Here is a 15,770-nt window from a genome sequence, read left to right on the forward strand (position 1 = left end):
ACAATGGAAGCAATAGCAAAATTAAACAATTGTCCAACCTCACCGCGTAAGATGCGTTTGGTTGTAGATCTTATCAGAGGTGAACGTGTAGAAAAAGCATTAAGCATTTTAAAGTTTACCAATAAAGAAGCAGCAATAAGAGTTGAGAAATTATTATTATCTGCTATCAAAAACTGGGAATCTAAAAATGAAGGTGCTCGCCCTGAAGAAAACCAACTTTTTGTAAAAACAGTTATGGTTGATGGTGGCCGTCAGTTGAAACGCTTACGTCCAGCTCCTCAAGGCCGTGGATATAGAATTCGTAAACGTTCTAACCACGTAACGCTGATTGTAGATAGTAAAAGTACAGAAACAACTCAAAACTAATTTTAGGAAATGGGACAAAAAGCAAATCCAATAGGTAACAGGTTAGGTATCATCAAAGGATGGGATTCTAACTGGTTCGGTGGCAACAACTACTCCGATAAATTAGTTGAAGATGAGAAAATAAGAAAATACCTTTCTGCCCGTATCGCTAAAGGCGGTGTTGCAAAAGTAGTAATCGAGCGTACGTTAAAACGTATCACGGTAACTATCCACACAGCTCGTCCAGGTATCGTAATCGGTAAAGCAGGTGCTGAGGTTGATAAAATTAAAGAAGAGTTAAAGAAATTAACTAAAAAGGAAATTCAAATTAACATCTTCGAAATTAAACGCCCAGAGCTTGATGCACAATTAGTTGCAGAAGGTGTTGCAAAACAATTAGAAGCAAGGATCTCATTCCGTAGAGCAATGAAATCTTCTATCGCATCAACCATGCGTATGGGTGCTGAAGGTATCAAAATTATGACTTCTGGTCGTTTAGGCGGTGCTGAGATGGCACGTACCGAGCAGTACAAAGAAGGAAGAGTGCCTTTGCATACATTCCGTGCTGATATCGACTACGCTTTAGCTGAAGCCTTAACTACTTATGGTAAAATAGGTGTTAAAGTTTGGATCTGTAAAGGTGAGGTTTATGGAAAACGTGATTTGTCTCCAAACATTGGTGCAACAAACAACGGTCCAAAAGGCGCATCAGATAAACCAGCTTTCGGTGGAAGAGATAACCGTGGTGGTGGAAGAGATAACCGTGGCGGTGGTAACGACAGACGTGGTGGAAACCAAGGCGGTGGTCGTGGTCCAGGCCAAGGTGGTGCAAACAGAGGTGGTGGCGCAGGCGCTAACAGAGGTCCTCGTAAATAATTGATTTATTAACATCGTTTAACGATTAGAACAAAATAAAATGTTACAGCCAAAAAGAACGAAGTTCAGGAAGATGCAAAAAGGCAGAATGAAGGGTTTAGCTTCTCGTGGAGCTGAGTTAGCATTCGGATCTTTCGGTATCAAATCTCTAGAAGCTACTTGGATCACAAGTCGTCAGATAGAGGCTGCCCGTATTGCCGTAACTCGTTTCATGAAACGTGAAGGCCAAGTATGGATCAGGATCTTCCCGGACAAACCGGTAACTAAAAAACCTGCTGAGGTACGTATGGGTAAAGGTAAAGGTGCTCCTGAGTATTGGGTAGCAGTTGTAAGACCAGGACGCGTAATTTTCGAAGCTGAAGGTGTGCCTTTAGAAGTTGCTAAAGAAGCATTGCGTTTAGCAGCTCAGAAATTACCGATCCAAACCAAATTCGTAGTACGTAGAGATTACGTAGAAGCATAGTAAAGTGTTGAGGTGAATGTTGTAAATACTTGTTTATTATAACCGCTACACTCAACGTAAAAGAAAAAGAAAAATGAAAAATTCAGAAATCACAGGGCTTTCAAAAGAAGAATTAGTAGCTAAGATTGCGGAAGAAAAAGAGAACTTATCAAAATTGAAGTTCGCTCACACTATTTCAGCTATCGAAAATCCTTCACGCATTGCAAAAGTAAGGAAAGACATAGCCCGTTTAAACACTGAGTTGACTAAAGTGAAAAACACTGAGTCAGCTACTGAAACTAAATAATTTGAGAGTCGACATGGAAAGACAATTAAGAAAAACAAGAACCGGGTTAGTGGTAAGCAACAAGATGGATAAATCTGTTGTAGTGAGCGTGGAACGTAAAGTAAAACACCCGATTTATGGTAAGTTCGTAAAGAAAACTACCAAATTTATGGCTCACGACGAGAAAAACGAATGCGGTATCGGTGATACAGTATTGATTATGGAAACTCGTCCTTTGAGTAAAAACAAGAACTGGAGATTGGTACAAATTTTAGAAAGAGCTAAATAAGATGGTACAACAGGAATCGAGATTAAACGTTGCTGATAACAGCGGCGCAAAAGAAGTATTAGTAATTCGCGTGCTAGGTGGAACCGGCAAACGTTATGCTTCAATTGGTGATAAAGTAGTTGTTACCGTAAAAAGCGCGTTACCTTCAGGTAACATTAAAAAAGGTACAGTTTCTAAAGCAGTTGTTGTAAGAACTAAAAAAGAAATCCGTCGTAAAGATGGTTCTTATATCCGTTTTGACGATAATGCTGCTGTATTATTGAACGCACAGGATGAGCCAAGAGGTACACGTATCTTTGGCCCGGTTGCGAGAGAACTACGTGAAAAACAATTCATGAAAATTGTATCATTAGCACCGGAGGTATTATAAAATGGGAAACAAAGTAAATACACCATCAAAACTTAAAATCCGCACAGGAGATTTAGTTAAAGTCATTGCTGGCGATTCAAAAGGTCAACAAGGAAAAGTACTTTCAGTACTTATAGATAAAAACAGAGCCATTGTGGAAGGCATTAACTTAGTATCTAAACATACTAAACCAAATGCTGCTAATCCTAACGGTGGTATTATTAAAAAAGAAGCTGCTCTTCACATTTCTAACTTGATGTTGGTTGATCCAAAATCTGGTAAAGCTACCCGCGTAGGTCGTAAACTTAACGCAGATGGTAAATTAGTTAGAGTTGCTAAAATTTCAGGAGAGGAGATTAAATAATGGCTACACCTAGATTAAAAAGCAAATACAAAGAAGAAGTTGTAAATGCACTAAAAGAAAAATTTCAGTACAAAACTGTAATGCAGGTTCCTAAATTGGAAAAAATCTGTATCAATCAGGGTGTTGGTCGTTTTTCTGTTACTGATAAGAAAATTATGGATACCACTATCGTTGAGTTGACTACCATTACTGGTCAGCAAGCGGTTCCGGCTAATTCAAAGAAAGATATCTCTAACTTTAAATTACGTAAAGGTATGCCAGTAGGTGTACGTGTTACGTTACGCGATAACAACATGTACGAGTTCTTAGATCGTTTGATCTCTGTAGCTTTGCCTCGTATCCGCGATTTCAAAGGTATTAATGATAAAGGATTTGATGGAAAAGGTAACTATACATTAGGTGTTACTGAGCAAATCATCTTCCCTGAGATTAATATCGATAAAATCAATAAAATTTTAGGTATGGATATAACTTTCGTAACTTCGGCAAAATCTGACGTTGAAGCGCTTGAGTTATTGAAACAATTCGGATTACCATTTAAAAATCAAAAAACAGCAGAATAATGGCAAAAGAAGGTGTAAAAGCACGCGAAGTTAAGCGCCAAAAATTGGTAGCTAGATACGCTGAAAAACGTGCAGTATTAAAAGCTGCAGGAGATTTCGAGGGTTTAGATAAATTACCTAAAAACTCATCTCCGGTACGTTTACACAACCGTTGTAAATTAACTGGTCGTCCTCGTGGATATATGCGTACCTTTGGTATTTCAAGGGTAACGTTCCGCCAGATGGCACTAGACGGTAAAATACCAGGTGTTAAAAAAGCATCTTGGTAATATAATTAGTATAAAGTATTTAGTATCAAGTAGCAAGAAACCAATTTGGTCTTGATACTTGATACTTATATCTATTTACTAAAAAAAGAATTTTAACCGGTAGCAGGTCCCACAGCTGGGTAGCAGAAGGAAACCACTATCAAAAACAATAAAAAATGAATACAGATCCAATAGCAGATTATTTAACAAGAGTAAGGAATGCCATTAAGGCCAACCACCGTGTTGTAGAAATTCCTGCATCAAACCTTAAAAAAGAAATTACTAAAGTTCTTTTTGACAAAGGTTACATCGCGAACTACAAGTTTGAAGATACTACAGTTCAAGGCACGATTAAAATTGCTTTGAAATACAATCCAATTACTAAAGTTCCTGCTATTCGTACATTAGTGCGAGTAAGTAAACCAGGTTTGAGAAACTATGCTGGTGTTGAAAATATGCCAAGAGTATTAAACGGTTTAGGTATCGCAATCTTATCTACTTCTAAAGGTGTAATGACCGATAAAGAAGCAGCCAAATTAAACATTGGTGGTGAGGTATTGTGTCACGTTTATTAATATTAGGAGAACAGCACAATGTCAAGAATAGGAAAAGCCCCAATTACAATCCCTGCAGGTGTTACAATTACCGTATCAAAAGATAACGTAGTAACTGTAAAAGGTCCTAAAGGTGAATTAACTCAAGCAGTTGATACAGATATCACTGTAAGTCAAGAAGACGGAATTTTAACAGTTCAACGTCCTTCAGAACAAAAGAAACACAAAGCATTACACGGTTTATATCGCTCATTGCTTAACAACATGGTTGTTGGTGTTACAGAAGGTTATAAATTAACTCAAGAATTAGTAGGTGTTGGTTACCGTGCTACAAACCAAGGTAATACACTAGATCTAGTTTTAGGTTATTCTCACCACTATGTATTCCAATTACCAGAAGAGATTAAAGTAACTACATCTTCAGAAAAAGGTCAGACTCCTAAAATCATTTTAGAAAGTATTGACAAACAATTGATCGGTCAGGTAGCAGCGAAAATCCGTTCGTTACGTGCACCAGAGCCATATAAAGGTAAAGGTATCAAGTTTGTAGGTGAAGTGTTAAGAAGAAAAGCAGGTAAATCAGCATCTAAAAAATAGTAATCATGGCAGGTAAAAAATTATCAAGAAGAGATCGTATTAAAAAAGGGATCAGAAAAAGACTTACCGGTTCGGAAGAACGTCCAAGGTTATCTGTATATAGAAGCAATAAAGGGATTTATGCGCAGGTAATTAACGATGTAACCGGTAAAACAATAGCATCAGCATCATCATTATCGAAAGATTTTACTGGTACTGGAAACAAAAGCGATCAGTCGGTAGCAGTAGGCAAATTAGTTGCCGAAAAAGCAATCGCTGCAGGTGTTAAAGAAGTTGTTTTCGATAGAAATGGCTATTTATACCACGGTCGTGTAAAATCGTTGGCAGAGGGTGCCCGCGAAGCTGGTTTAGTATTTTAATCTGAAGAAAAAGTAAGATGTCAACTATTAATATAAAAAGAGTAAAAACCACCGATATCGAATTAAAGGATCGTTTGGTTAGTATACAACGCGTTGCCAAAGTAACCAAAGGTGGCCGAACTTTCAGCTTCTCAGCAATTGTTGTTGTAGGTGATGAAAACGGTGTTGTTGGTTTCGGTTTAGGTAAAGCGAAAGAGGTAACTGAAGCAATCGCTAAAGGTGTGGATGATGCTAAAAAGAACTTGGTAAAAGTTCCAATTTTAAACGGTACTGTTCCTCACGAGCAAATCGGTAAATTCTCAGGTGGTTTTGTTTTAATCAAACCAGCTGCAGTAGGTACCGGAGTAATTGCTGGTGGTGCGATGCGTGCTGTATTAGAGAGTGCTGGCGTGCATAACGTATTGGCAAAATCTAAAGGATCATCTAATCCACACAACGTGGTAAAAGCAACTGTTGATGCATTAACTAAAATGCGTGATGCTTATACAGTAGCTCAAACTCGTGGTATAGATTTAAACAAAGTATTTAACGGATAATATCATGGCTAAGATCAAAATAACACAAGTAAAAAGCGTTATCGACAGAAGCGAGCGCCAAAAAAGAACCGTTCAGGCTTTGGGTTTATCTAAAATGAACCAAAGTGTTGAGGTTGAAGCTACTCCACAAATTATCGGTATGGTTCGCAAAGTGAACCATTTGGTAGCAATCGAAGCAATCTAGTAAAAGTTTTAAAGGTAGTATGGGTAAAATCCTGTACTACCTTTATATATGTTTAATCGTTGTACCTGTTTAGTGAAAGCGAAGGGCAACACAAATTCAAAAAAATGAATTTAAGTAATTTAAAACCTGCAGTAGGTTCTACAAAAAACAGCAAAAGAATTGGTCGTGGTACAGGTTCTGGTCGTGGCGGTACTTCAACTCGTGGTCACAAAGGTGCGGGTTCTCGTTCAGGTCACAAAACCAAAATCGGTTTCGAAGGTGGTCAAATGCCTTTACAACGTCGTGTGCCTAAAGTTGGTTTCAAACCAATCAACCGTACAGAATATGTTGGTGTAAACTTAGATGTTTTACAAGCTTTAGCTGAAAAACACAGCTTAACAACTATCGATTTCGCTGCTTTACAAGCACATGGTTTAGCTTCTAAAAACGACTTGGTTAAAATTTTAGGTCGTGGTGAAGTTAAAGCAAAGCTAGAAATTACAGCACATGCGTTCTCTGCAACCGCACAAAAAGCTATTGAAGCTGCAGGTGGTTCTATTGTAAAATTGTAATTATTAAATGAAGAAGCTATTTACTACTTTAAGTAATATCTGGAAAATTCAGGAATTAAAAGAGCGTATATTGTTTACGCTCTTAATTCTTTTGGTATACCGTTTCGTATCTCACGTGGTTTTACCAGGTGTAGATCCAACTGCTTTAGGCAATAACGAAAAATCAGGAATTTTAGGCTTACTAGATATGTTTGCCGGAGGTTCTTTCTCTCGTGTGTCTATTTTAGCGTTGGGGGTAATGCCTTATATCTCTGCATCGATTGTGGTGCAACTATTGGGTATTGCTGTTCCTTCTTTCCAAAAAATGCAGAAAGAGGGCGAAAGTGGTAGAAAGAAAATGAACCAGATTACCCGTTACCTAACGGTAGCGATCACAATCGTTCAATCTGTTGGTTACGTTAAAACGCAAGTTCCCGCAGAAGCTATTTTATTGCCAAATACTTTATTCTTAGTGTTATCTACGTTTGTATTAACAGCAGGTACATTATTTGTAATGTGGTTAGGTGAAAAAATTACTGATAAAGGTATTGGGAACGGTACATCACTGATCATCATGGTTGGTATTATTGCCCGTTTACCAGTTGCAATTTCTCAAGAATTTAGTGCACGTGTAGGCTCATCTAGTGAAGGTGGAGGCCCGGTTGCATTGGTTTTAGAGATCGTTGCATTATTTGCTGTGGTAATGTTTACCATTTTAATTGTTCAAGGTGTACGTAAAGTACCTGTACAATACGCAAAGAAAATAGTTGGTAACCGCCAGTTTGGTGGTGTTCGTCAGTACATTCCTTTAAAGGTAAATGCTGCTGGTGTTATGCCGATCATTTTCGCTCAAGCGTTAATGTTTATTCCAGGTGCTTTAATGCAGTTTGTTCCTTCATTACAAGGTTCTTGGTTAATCCAGTTCAGCAACACAACTTCGTTGGCTTATAGCTTAACGTTCGCATTTTTAATTATCGCATTTACTTTCTTCTATACTGCAATTACAGTTAATCCAACTCAAATGAGCGACGATATGAAGAAAAACGGTGGTTTTATTCCAGGTGTTAAACCGGGTTTTGCAACATCAACTTTTATTGATGATGTAATTTCTAAAATCACTTTCCCAGGTGCAGTATTTTTAGCGATCATTGCTATTTTACCTTCGTTAGCGGTTAAGTTCGGCATTAAACAAGAGTTTGCGCACTTCTTCGGTGGTACTTCTTTATTGATTTTAGTTGGTGTTGTATTGGATACTTTACAGCAGATCGAAAGTTATTTATTGATGCGCCATTACGATGGTTTGATGAAAACGGGTAGAGTTACTGGCAGAACAGGTGTTCCTGCTGCAAGTAGCAACGCAGCGTTGTAGTGTAACGGATGTCTAAAATTTATTACAAATCTCTTGAGGAGATCGAGTTAATAAGAGAAAGTTCCATGCTTGTTTCTAAAACGTTGGCCGAAGTGGCCAAGGTGATAAAAGCAGGCATGACTACTATCCAGTTAGATAAACTAGCCTACGAATTTATAAGTGACCATGGAGCGATTCCGGCATTTTTAAATTATAATGGTTTCCCTAATTCTTTATGTATTTCGCCAAATGAACAGGTTGTTCATGGTTTTCCAAGCGAATACGTAATCCAGGAAGGCGATTTAATTTCAGTTGATTGTGGGGTGATTAAAAACAATTACTTTGGCGATTCGGCCTATACTTTCTCTATCGGAGAAATTGATGCTGAAAAACAGAAGTTGGTTGAGGTTACTAAACGTTGCCTGGAATTGGGTATAGAAAAAGCTGTTGTTGGTATGCGGATCGGTGATATCGGTTTCGCTGTTCAGCAGTATGCAGAAGCTAATGGATTTGGTGTAGTAAGAGAACTTGTTGGACACGGTGTTGGTGTAAAACTTCATGAAAAACCGGAAGTTCCGAATTATGGGAAACGTGGTGCAGGGCCAAAACTTGAAGAAGGAATGGTAATTGCGATAGAACCCATGATCAATGCAGGCGTAGCCGGTGTTAAATTCCATAACGATGGATGGACGGTAACCAGTAAAGACAATAAACCATCGGCACATTTTGAACACACAGTAGCCGTAAAAAAGGGCAAAGCAGATGTTTTATCAACGTTTTCTATAATAGAAGAAGTTTTACAACAAAAAAAAATAAATAATTAAAATTTTTTATTTAATTTTGCAACCCTGTTTAGAAGCAGCTAATTAAGTAACAATCAATAAAATATGGCTAAACAAGCCTCAATTGAACAAGACGGAGTAATAAGAGAAGCATTATCCAATGCGATGTTCCGGGTAGAACTCGAGAACGGGCATGAGATTATTGCGCATATTTCAGGAAAGATGAGGATGCACTACATCAAAATTCTTCCTGGAGATAAAGTTAAATTGGAAATGTCTCCTTATGATTTAACAAAGGGACGCATTACTTATAGATACAAATAAAATGAAAGTTAGATCATCAATTAAAAAACGTAGCGCTGATTGTAAGATTATTCGCCGTAAAGGTAAACTTTACGTAATCAACAAGAAAAATCCTAAATACAAGCAACGTCAAGGGTAATTAAAAATATTGTAATGAACCGCACAACGGTGGCCCGCCGTTCGGAGTTACTCAAAAAATAAATAAATATGGCAAGGATTTCAGGTATTGATTTACCAAGAAACAAAAGAGGAGAGATCGGTTTAACGTATATCTACGGAATTGGCAGAACAACTGCACAACGTATATTAACTACAGCAGGTATCGACTTGAACAAAAAAGTACAAGACTGGTCTGATGATGAGTTATCAGCTATCCGTACAATGATTAACGATGAGATTAAAGTAGAAGGTGCTTTACGCTCAGAGGTTCAGTTAAACATCAAACGTTTAATGGATATTGGTTGTTACCGTGGTTTACGTCACAGAAAAGGTTTACCTTCTCGTGGTCAGCGTACTAAAAACAACTCACGTACTCGTAAGGGTAAGAGAAAAACAGTTGCTAACAAGAAAAAAGCTACTAAGTAATAGATAGATATGAAGTATGAGATTTTAGATGTGAGCACCATATCTTTAAAATCTGCTCAAATCTGGAATAAAAGATAAAAAGTAGGATACTGAGTGTCGGGGTAGAGAAAGTCTCATATCTCAAGTCTCATATCTAAAATCTAAAAGATAAAATGGCTAAGAGTAAAAAAGTAACAAAAAAACGTATCGTTGTAATTGAGTCTGTTGGTCAGGCGCATATCAATGCTACTTTCAACAACATTATCGTTACCTTAACAAACAACAACGGACAGACTATTTCATGGTCTTCTGCTGGTAAAATGGGCTTTAAAGGTTCTAAAAAGAACACACCATATGCAGCTGGTCAAGCAGCTTCAGATTGTGGTAAAGTTGCGTTTGATTTAGGTTTACGTAAAGTTGAAGTATTTGTAAAAGGTCCAGGTTCAGGTCGTGAATCTGCAATCAGAACTTTGCAAGTAGCAGGTATCGAAGTAACATCTATTAAAGATATTACTCCACTTCCTCACAACGGATGTCGTCCTCCTAAAAAGAGAAGAGTTTAATTAATTTTAAAGCTAAGAATCTCAGGTTACAGGCCTGATGGTACTTTAAAACAGAAAAAAAATGGCAAGATATACAGGCCCAAAATCAAAAATCGCCCGTAAATTCAGAGAACCAATCTTCGGTCCTGATAAGGTGTTAGACAGAAAAAATTATCCTCCTGGGCAACATGGCTCATCAAAAAGAAGAGGAAAACAATCTGAATATGCTATCCAGTTAATGGAGAAACAAAAAGTAAAATATACTTATGGTGTATTAGAAAAACAATTCAGTAACTTGTTTAAAAAAGCATCTTCTCGTGCTGGTATTACCGGTGATAACTTACTTCAGTTATTAGAAGCACGTTTAGATAACACAGTTTACCGTTTAGGTATTTCAACAACCCGTTCTGGTGCACGCCAGTTAGTTAGCCATAAACACGTTACCGTGAATGGTGAAGTTGTAAATATCCCTTCATATCAGTTAAAAGCTGGTGATGTGGTTGCTGTTCGTGAAAAATCTAAATCTTTAGAATCAATTAGTAACTCAGTTGCAGGTAGAACTATTAATAAGTTTGCTTGGTTAGAGTGGAACGCTAGTGAATTAACTGGTAAATTCTTAACCTACCCTCAACGTGATGAGATTCCTGAAAACATCAAGGAAAACTTAATCATCGAGTTGTACTCAAAGTAATAAATGAACTAGTTAATTACCTCAAAAGGGTAATTAACTTTTTTCATGTTACTATATATTCAATAACGAATTTAAAAAATTATAAATGGCAATTTTAGCATTTCAGAAACCAGACAAAGTGATCATGCAGAAATCAACTGATTTCGATGGCACATTTGAATTTCGTCCTTTAGAGCCCGGTTTCGGTGTAACAATTGGTAATGCCTTAAGAAGAATTTTACTTTCTTCATTAGAAGGTTATGCTATTACTACTATTCGTTTTTCAGGCGTATCTCACGAGTTTTCTACCATGAAAGGTGTTGTAGAAGATTTAACTGATATTATCTTAAACTTAAAACAAGTTCGTTTTAAGAAAACAGGTGATTCAGGTGATTCTGAAAAAGTTTTCATCATCGTTAATGGTCAAGATCAGTTTAAAGCTGGTGATATCACTAAATTCTCTAACAACTTTACAGTTTTAAACCCTGAGCATGTAATTTGCAATATGGATAAATCTGTTACTTTGGAAGTGGAATTAACCATCAATAAAGGACGTGGTTATGTACCTGCTGAAGAAAATAAAGTTGCTGATGCTGTTGTAGGTGTAATCGCAATCGATTCGATTTATACTCCGATGAAAAATGTTAAATACACGATCGAAAACTTTCGTGTTGAGCAAAAAACGGATTATGAAAAATTGGTTTTAGATATCTCTACTGACGGTTCAATTCATCCAGAAGAAGCATTAAAAGAAGCGGCTAAAATCCTTATCCAACACTTTATGTTATTCTCTGATGAAAATCTAGTATTAGAATCTCAAGCTAAAGAAGAAACTAAAGAAGTTGACGAGGAAATTTTACACATGCGTAAAATCCTTAAAACTGAATTGGTAGATATGGATCTTTCAGTTAGAGCATTAAACTGCTTAAAAGCTGCTGATATCCGTACTTTAGCTGATTTAGTTTCTTACGATGTTGCTGATATGTTAAAATTCAGAAACTTCGGTAAAAAATCTTTAACAGAGATCCAAGAATTAGTAAAATCAAAAGGTTTATCATTTGGTATGAACCTGTCTAAATTTAAATTAGACGAAGAATAAAAAGCATGGCGCCATGCGCTTAGCGCAAAGCGTTGAACAAAATATTATTTCACAGTGTATAATTCCCTCCGCTTAATTGCAACGAGACGGTATACACTCAATTAAAAAACAATGAGACACGGTAAAAAAGTAAACCACTTAGGTAGAACCGCAAGCCACAGAAAGGCGATGTTAGCTAACATGGCTTCATCACTTATTTTGCACAAAAGAATTACAACAACTTTAGCTAAAGCTAAAGCTTTACGTACTTATGTTGAGCCAATTATCACTAAATCAAAAAATGATACTACTCACTCACGTCGTACGGTATTTGCTTATTTACAAGATAAAGAAGTAGTAACAATTTTATTCCGCGAAATCGCTGAGAAAGTTGCAAACCGTCCAGGTGGTTACACTCGTATCATTAAATTAAACAACCGTTTAGGTGATAACGCTGAAATGGCTTTAATTGAATTGGTAGACTACAATACAGTTTACGGTAAAGATGCAGAAGTTAAAGAAGAGAAGAAAACAACTCGTCGTGGTAGAAGTAAAGCTACTGCTGCACCTAAAGCTGCTGAAGCGAAAGCCGAAGTTGCCGAAGAAGTTGCTCCTGCTGAAGAAGCTCCTGCTACTGAAGAACCAAAAGGAGAATAATTTTATTCACCTTAAGATCAAAAAAGTCCTGTTCGAAAGAGCAGGACTTTTTTTGTGCCGTTTTGTGCTGTCAGATGTTACCATCTGACGGTTTGTTAAAAATAAATTAGATCTTAAGAATTTCTTCTATGTGTCAGATGGAAACATCTGACACCACTATCAATCTATGGCATAACTCCATAGGCACATGATAGCCACTGATGAACTATTGACCAGTGAACTAATGAACCAATCAATCAAACGTTTGTCTCATTTTTTCATTACATAGCTTAATTTTAGCTAGGTATCTATAAATTAGCCGAAAACAAATTTGAAATGAAATTCAGGCTTTTTCTATTACTCTGTCTTTTCGGACAGTTATCTCTTAATGCACAAACACTAAAATACACCAATGGTAACAATGCCTGGAACCCTGATTCGTTAGGTAACCACAGAGTTGTGGTGCGGTTTGCTGGTACAGGCAAAATTGCCCATGCTAAAATCGATTGGCGCCGGAGAGATGAACATCCAGAACTAAAAGGAATTATCGTACAAGATGCCAGTGGCAAAACTGTTTCGGTTGTTGGCACAGGTAAATTGACAAGAGAAAGTGCTGATATTTATTTTGAAGCACCTGGAGCTGGAAAATATTATGTTTACTACCTCCCTTATAAAAATGAGGGAAGAAGTAATTATCCGAAAGGAGTTTACTTAAAGCCCAAACAGACTGACCAGGCATGGTTAACGGCGGCAAAACAGGTTAAAGTGAATACATCTGTTGTAGAGATCCAGTCTATCGATGCTTTCAATTCTTTTTATCCAATGGAAGTAATTGCCACTGGCAAAGAAACGGCTGCAATCAAGGCCAAATATGCTTCAGAAGCTTTTGTCGTTTTTCCAGAGGACAGAATGTTTCCAATCAAAATGCAGAACGATTTACCTTATCGCTGGGTGCAGAAAGGCGCTGCAAATACTTTTACAGCATCGGCTGGTAAAGGTGAAAACTATGCTTTTCAATTAGGCGTATTTGCTCTGAAAGACCTGAAAAATGTAATGGTTAGCTTTGGCGATTTAAAAAATGCAGCCGGAAAAGTAATTTCTTCAAAATATATTAACTGCTTAAATACCAATGGAACAAGTTATGATAACAAACCTTTGGTTGAAACCGTAAATGTAGCCTCTGGCAAAATTCAGCCGATGTGGATCACAGTTAACATTCCTAAAAATATTGTTGCAGGTATTTATGCTGGAAAATTTACGGTTAAAGCCAATGGGAAATCGAAAGTAATCGATGTCAAAATTATAGTGGGTAATGAAGTTTTAGCCGATGCTGGGGTAGGAACCCCAAATAAACAGACCCGCTTAACTTGGCTAAATTCTACTTTAGCACAAGCGAATACGGTTGTAGCACCATATACGCCACTAACAGTTGATGGGAATGTAATCTCGCTTTTAGGTAGAAAGTTCGAAATCAATGCCGATGGTTTCCCTAAGCAGATTCAAACGTTCTTTAATGCTGAGATGACGGCTTACAGCGCAAAACCTAATAATATCCTGGCAGAACCTATTCACTTTCACTTCTTTAATACGCCAAAAACGCAGGAGAAATTTGTACCAAGCAATTTTCAGATTACCGATAAAGAAGCTGGAACGGTAAAATGGAAGGTCACCAATACTTCTGAAAACCTGAAAATGGATTTAGAAGGTGCTTTAGAGTTTGATGGCTATGTACATTATGTAATTAAAGTAACGGCTTTAAAAGATGTCGATTTCAGTAATGTCGATTTTCATATCCCTTTTGATAAGAATTCTACAAAATATTTGATGGGCTTAGGTGAAAAAGGTGGCGTTAGACCAGATACCGTAAAATGGAAATGGGATGTAGCGAATAAAAATCAGGATGCCGTTTGGATCGGGAATGTAAATGCAGGCCTTTATTACAACTTAAGAGACGAAAACTATGTTCGCCCGCTTAATACTAATTTCTATCTTCAAAAGCCCTTATTATTGCCTAAATCGTGGGGTAATGGAGATAAAGGTGGTATCCAGATCAATGTTAAGGGCAGTTCGATGCTGGCTGATAACTTTACCGGTGCAAGAAGCATGAAAAAAGGCGATGTGTTATATTATAATTTCAATTTACTGATCACACCATTCCATCTACTTAACACCGATTTTCAATGGGACAACCGTTTCTATCATAAATATGGTGACTTAGATACGATCAAAGCTAAAGGTGCAACGGTGGTGAACATTCACCATGCCACGCCGATCAACCCTTGGATCAATTATCCATTTATCGAATGGAAAAAGATGAAAGATTATATCGGTAATGCACATTCAAAAGGATTAAAAGTTAAAATTTACAATACTGTTCGCGAACTTTCTAACCATGCATACGAGTGGCCGGCTTTAAGGAGTTTAGGTACTGAAGTATACTCTCCTGGTAAAGGAGGAGGCTTTAGCTGGTTACAGGAGCATTTAGATTCCAATTATATTGCTGCCTGGTTTGTTCCTGAAATAAAAGATGCCGCCGTAATTAACAGCGGAATGAACCGTTGGCACAACTATTACGTAGAAGGAATGAATTGGTTGGTAAACAACGTTGGGATTGATGGTGTTTACCTGGATGATGTGGCATTTGACCGTGTAACCATGAAGCGTATAAAACGTGTGTTGACACAGGATAACCACCCTGGTATTATCGACTTGCACTCTGCCAATCAATACAATAAAAGTGATGGCTTTAACAATAGTGCCATTTTATACCTGGAACATTTTCCTTATTTAAACCGTTTATGGTTTGGCGAATATTTCGATTACCAAAAAAACAATCCCGATTTCTTTTTAACAGAGGTAAGCGGAATACCTTTTGGATTAATGGGAGAGATGTTACAGGATGATGGAAACCCTTGGCGTGGTATGATTTACGGCATGACAAGCCGCTTGGGATGGTCTGACAAAAGTGACCCAAAACCATTATGGAAAGCCTGGGATAATTTCGGCATAAAAGGATCTGAGATGATCGGTTACTGGAGCGAAAACTGTCCGGTTAAAACTGATAACCCCAAAGTATTGGCAACTGTATACAAACAAAAAGGTAAAACAATGATTTCATTAGCAAGCTGGGCAGAAGGAGATGTAAAGGTTAATTTAACTATCGATTGGGCCAAGCTGGGGTTAGATGCCGGGAAAGTAAAATTAGCCGCTCCTTCAATTGACAAGTTTCAAACTTCGGGAAGTTATCCTGATGGAAAATCTGTTCCTGTTGAAAAAGGAAAAGGTTTGATTTTGATAGTAGAATAGTTTATATAAGTTTTCGTCA

General features: G+C 37.4%; 25 protein-coding genes. All 25 read left to right on the forward strand.

The genetic code is table 11. The annotated features are described in order from the left end of the window. The first annotated feature begins 3 nt into the window (after positions 1-3). The 25 genes from rplV to LQ201_RS17115 all read left to right on the forward strand — a co-directional run bounded on the left by rplV (position 4) and on the right by LQ201_RS17115 (position 15,751). Positions 4-366, forward strand: a complete 363-nt coding sequence (gene rplV, locus LQ201_RS16995) for a 50S ribosomal protein L22 (RefSeq protein ID WP_029278650.1) — start codon at positions 4-6, stop codon at positions 364-366. Positions 367-375: 9 nt separating this feature from the next. Continuing rightward, positions 376-1,221 (forward strand): 30S ribosomal protein S3, encoded by an 846-nt coding sequence (gene rpsC / locus LQ201_RS17000; protein WP_029278651.1) that lies wholly within the window; start codon positions 376-378, stop codon positions 1,219-1,221. A 40-nt stretch (positions 1,222-1,261) separates the two neighbouring features. Further along, positions 1,262-1,684, forward strand: coding sequence for a 50S ribosomal protein L16 (gene rplP / locus LQ201_RS17005; protein ID WP_010599903.1), 423 nt, complete (start codon positions 1,262-1,264; stop codon positions 1,682-1,684). A gap of 73 nt (positions 1,685-1,757) precedes the next feature. Continuing rightward, positions 1,758-1,970 carry a 50S ribosomal protein L29 gene (gene rpmC / locus LQ201_RS17010; protein WP_025145217.1) on the forward strand — a complete coding sequence of 71 codons (213 nt, stop codon included), beginning with the start codon at positions 1,758-1,760 and terminating at the stop codon, positions 1,968-1,970. Between the two features lie 13 nt (positions 1,971-1,983). After that, positions 1,984-2,238 carry a 30S ribosomal protein S17 gene (gene rpsQ / locus LQ201_RS17015; protein WP_010599901.1) on the forward strand — a complete coding sequence of 85 codons (255 nt, stop codon included), beginning with the start codon at positions 1,984-1,986 and terminating at the stop codon, positions 2,236-2,238. 1 nt (position 2,239) lies between these two features. After that, positions 2,240-2,608, forward strand: coding sequence for a 50S ribosomal protein L14 (gene rplN, locus LQ201_RS17020; RefSeq protein ID WP_010599900.1), 369 nt, complete (start codon positions 2,240-2,242; stop codon positions 2,606-2,608). Position 2,609: 1 nt separating this feature from the next. Further along, positions 2,610-2,951 carry a 50S ribosomal protein L24 gene (rplX, locus tag LQ201_RS17025; RefSeq protein WP_029278653.1) on the forward strand — a complete coding sequence of 114 codons (342 nt, stop codon included), beginning with the start codon at positions 2,610-2,612 and terminating at the stop codon, positions 2,949-2,951. After that, positions 2,948-3,514: a 50S ribosomal protein L5 gene (rplE, locus tag LQ201_RS17030; RefSeq protein WP_086547740.1), complete on the forward strand. Its 567-nt coding sequence runs from the start codon at positions 2,948-2,950 to the stop codon at positions 3,512-3,514. Before rplX ends, rplE begins: the two co-directional genes overlap by 4 nt. After that, on the forward strand, positions 3,514-3,783 hold the full coding sequence (gene rpsN, locus LQ201_RS17035) for a 30S ribosomal protein S14 (RefSeq protein WP_025145214.1): 270 nt from the start codon (positions 3,514-3,516) through the stop codon (positions 3,781-3,783). The genes rplE and rpsN overlap by 1 nt, the downstream gene beginning before the upstream one ends. A 155-nt stretch (positions 3,784-3,938) precedes the next feature. Next, on the forward strand, positions 3,939-4,337 hold the full coding sequence (gene rpsH / locus LQ201_RS17040; RefSeq protein ID WP_010599896.1) for a 30S ribosomal protein S8: 399 nt from the start codon (positions 3,939-3,941) through the stop codon (positions 4,335-4,337). A gap of 18 nt (positions 4,338-4,355) precedes the next feature. Next, a complete protein-coding gene (gene rplF / locus LQ201_RS17045; RefSeq protein WP_029278654.1) occupies positions 4,356-4,913 on the forward strand; it encodes a 50S ribosomal protein L6 in 558 nt (185 codons plus the stop codon). Positions 4,914-4,918: 5 nt separating this feature from the next. Then, positions 4,919-5,272, forward strand: a complete 354-nt coding sequence (gene rplR, locus LQ201_RS17050; RefSeq protein ID WP_029278655.1) for a 50S ribosomal protein L18 — start codon at positions 4,919-4,921, stop codon at positions 5,270-5,272. A 17-nt stretch (positions 5,273-5,289) separates the two neighbouring features. Continuing rightward, a complete protein-coding gene (gene rpsE / locus LQ201_RS17055) occupies positions 5,290-5,808 on the forward strand; it encodes a 30S ribosomal protein S5 (protein WP_010599893.1) in 519 nt (172 codons plus the stop codon). A gap of 4 nt (positions 5,809-5,812) precedes the next feature. Next, positions 5,813-5,992 carry a 50S ribosomal protein L30 gene (gene rpmD, locus LQ201_RS17060; RefSeq protein WP_010599892.1) on the forward strand — a complete coding sequence of 60 codons (180 nt, stop codon included), beginning with the start codon at positions 5,813-5,815 and terminating at the stop codon, positions 5,990-5,992. Positions 5,993-6,096: 104 nt separating this feature from the next. After that, on the forward strand, positions 6,097-6,543 hold the full coding sequence (gene rplO / locus LQ201_RS17065; protein WP_025145210.1) for a 50S ribosomal protein L15: 447 nt from the start codon (positions 6,097-6,099) through the stop codon (positions 6,541-6,543). A gap of 7 nt (positions 6,544-6,550) precedes the next feature. Next, positions 6,551-7,891 (forward strand): preprotein translocase subunit SecY, encoded by a 1,341-nt coding sequence (gene secY, locus LQ201_RS17070; RefSeq protein WP_029278656.1) that lies wholly within the window; start codon positions 6,551-6,553, stop codon positions 7,889-7,891. An 8-nt stretch (positions 7,892-7,899) separates the two neighbouring features. Then, a complete protein-coding gene (gene map / locus LQ201_RS17075) occupies positions 7,900-8,694 on the forward strand; it encodes a type I methionyl aminopeptidase (protein WP_230144620.1) in 795 nt (264 codons plus the stop codon). Between the two features lie 63 nt (positions 8,695-8,757). Next, positions 8,758-8,976, forward strand: a complete 219-nt coding sequence (gene infA / locus LQ201_RS17080; protein WP_010599888.1) for a translation initiation factor IF-1 — start codon at positions 8,758-8,760, stop codon at positions 8,974-8,976. Between the two features lies 1 nt (position 8,977). Then, on the forward strand, positions 8,978-9,094 hold the full coding sequence (gene rpmJ / locus LQ201_RS17085; RefSeq protein ID WP_010599887.1) for a 50S ribosomal protein L36: 117 nt from the start codon (positions 8,978-8,980) through the stop codon (positions 9,092-9,094). Between the two features lie 68 nt (positions 9,095-9,162). Next, positions 9,163-9,540 carry a 30S ribosomal protein S13 gene (gene rpsM / locus LQ201_RS17090; RefSeq protein WP_010599886.1) on the forward strand — a complete coding sequence of 126 codons (378 nt, stop codon included), beginning with the start codon at positions 9,163-9,165 and terminating at the stop codon, positions 9,538-9,540. 152 nt (positions 9,541-9,692) lie between these two features. Beyond that, positions 9,693-10,082 carry a 30S ribosomal protein S11 gene (rpsK, locus tag LQ201_RS17095; RefSeq protein ID WP_025145207.1) on the forward strand — a complete coding sequence of 130 codons (390 nt, stop codon included), beginning with the start codon at positions 9,693-9,695 and terminating at the stop codon, positions 10,080-10,082. A gap of 61 nt (positions 10,083-10,143) precedes the next feature. Continuing rightward, positions 10,144-10,752 carry a 30S ribosomal protein S4 gene (rpsD, locus tag LQ201_RS17100; RefSeq protein WP_029282720.1) on the forward strand — a complete coding sequence of 203 codons (609 nt, stop codon included), beginning with the start codon at positions 10,144-10,146 and terminating at the stop codon, positions 10,750-10,752. 85 nt (positions 10,753-10,837) lie between these two features. Beyond that, entirely contained in the window at positions 10,838-11,830 is a 993-nt protein-coding gene (locus LQ201_RS17105; protein ID WP_025145205.1) for a DNA-directed RNA polymerase subunit alpha, read from the forward strand. Positions 11,831-11,941: 111 nt separating this feature from the next. Beyond that, positions 11,942-12,466: a 50S ribosomal protein L17 gene (rplQ, locus tag LQ201_RS17110; protein WP_029278659.1), complete on the forward strand. Its 525-nt coding sequence runs from the start codon at positions 11,942-11,944 to the stop codon at positions 12,464-12,466. A gap of 315 nt (positions 12,467-12,781) precedes the next feature. Continuing rightward, positions 12,782-15,751: a glycoside hydrolase domain-containing protein gene (locus LQ201_RS17115; RefSeq protein WP_230144621.1), complete on the forward strand. Its 2,970-nt coding sequence runs from the start codon at positions 12,782-12,784 to the stop codon at positions 15,749-15,751. Positions 15,752-15,770: the final 19 nt, after the last annotated feature.

The sequence above is a fragment of the Pedobacter sp. Bi126 genome (genome assembly GCF_918698245.1).
Taxonomy (GTDB): domain Bacteria; phylum Bacteroidota; class Bacteroidia; order Sphingobacteriales; family Sphingobacteriaceae; genus Pedobacter.

What these genes read in the sequence shown, in the direction of transcription:
- rplV (WP_029278650.1), top strand. Translation starts at nt 4, where the DNA reads ATGGAAGCAATAGCAAAATTAAACAATTGTCCAACCTCACCGCGTAAG.
- rpsC (WP_029278651.1), top strand. Translation starts at nt 376, where the DNA reads ATGGGACAAAAAGCAAATCCAATAGGTAACAGGTTAGGTATCATCAAA.
- rplP (WP_010599903.1), top strand. Translation starts at nt 1,262, where the DNA reads ATGTTACAGCCAAAAAGAACGAAGTTCAGGAAGATGCAAAAAGGCAGA.
- rpmC (WP_025145217.1), top strand. Translation starts at nt 1,758, where the DNA reads ATGAAAAATTCAGAAATCACAGGGCTTTCAAAAGAAGAATTAGTAGCT.
- rpsQ (WP_010599901.1), top strand. Translation starts at nt 1,984, where the DNA reads ATGGAAAGACAATTAAGAAAAACAAGAACCGGGTTAGTGGTAAGCAAC.
- rplN (WP_010599900.1), top strand. Translation starts at nt 2,240, where the DNA reads ATGGTACAACAGGAATCGAGATTAAACGTTGCTGATAACAGCGGCGCA.
- rplX (WP_029278653.1), top strand. Translation starts at nt 2,610, where the DNA reads ATGGGAAACAAAGTAAATACACCATCAAAACTTAAAATCCGCACAGGA.
- rpsN (WP_025145214.1), top strand. Translation starts at nt 3,514, where the DNA reads ATGGCAAAAGAAGGTGTAAAAGCACGCGAAGTTAAGCGCCAAAAATTG.
- rpsH (WP_010599896.1), top strand. Translation starts at nt 3,939, where the DNA reads ATGAATACAGATCCAATAGCAGATTATTTAACAAGAGTAAGGAATGCC.
- rplF (WP_029278654.1), top strand. Translation starts at nt 4,356, where the DNA reads ATGTCAAGAATAGGAAAAGCCCCAATTACAATCCCTGCAGGTGTTACA.
- rplR (WP_029278655.1), top strand. Translation starts at nt 4,919, where the DNA reads ATGGCAGGTAAAAAATTATCAAGAAGAGATCGTATTAAAAAAGGGATC.
- rpsE (WP_010599893.1), top strand. Translation starts at nt 5,290, where the DNA reads ATGTCAACTATTAATATAAAAAGAGTAAAAACCACCGATATCGAATTA.
- rpmD (WP_010599892.1), top strand. Translation starts at nt 5,813, where the DNA reads ATGGCTAAGATCAAAATAACACAAGTAAAAAGCGTTATCGACAGAAGC.
- rplO (WP_025145210.1), top strand. Translation starts at nt 6,097, where the DNA reads ATGAATTTAAGTAATTTAAAACCTGCAGTAGGTTCTACAAAAAACAGC.
- secY (WP_029278656.1), top strand. Translation starts at nt 6,551, where the DNA reads ATGAAGAAGCTATTTACTACTTTAAGTAATATCTGGAAAATTCAGGAA.
- map (WP_230144620.1), top strand. Translation starts at nt 7,900, where the DNA reads ATGTCTAAAATTTATTACAAATCTCTTGAGGAGATCGAGTTAATAAGA.
- infA (WP_010599888.1), top strand. Translation starts at nt 8,758, where the DNA reads ATGGCTAAACAAGCCTCAATTGAACAAGACGGAGTAATAAGAGAAGCA.
- rpmJ (WP_010599887.1), top strand. Translation starts at nt 8,978, where the DNA reads ATGAAAGTTAGATCATCAATTAAAAAACGTAGCGCTGATTGTAAGATT.
- rpsM (WP_010599886.1), top strand. Translation starts at nt 9,163, where the DNA reads ATGGCAAGGATTTCAGGTATTGATTTACCAAGAAACAAAAGAGGAGAG.
- rpsK (WP_025145207.1), top strand. Translation starts at nt 9,693, where the DNA reads ATGGCTAAGAGTAAAAAAGTAACAAAAAAACGTATCGTTGTAATTGAG.
- rpsD (WP_029282720.1), top strand. Translation starts at nt 10,144, where the DNA reads ATGGCAAGATATACAGGCCCAAAATCAAAAATCGCCCGTAAATTCAGA.
- LQ201_RS17105 (WP_025145205.1), top strand. Translation starts at nt 10,838, where the DNA reads ATGGCAATTTTAGCATTTCAGAAACCAGACAAAGTGATCATGCAGAAA.
- rplQ (WP_029278659.1), top strand. Translation starts at nt 11,942, where the DNA reads ATGAGACACGGTAAAAAAGTAAACCACTTAGGTAGAACCGCAAGCCAC.
- LQ201_RS17115 (WP_230144621.1), top strand. Translation starts at nt 12,782, where the DNA reads ATGAAATTCAGGCTTTTTCTATTACTCTGTCTTTTCGGACAGTTATCT.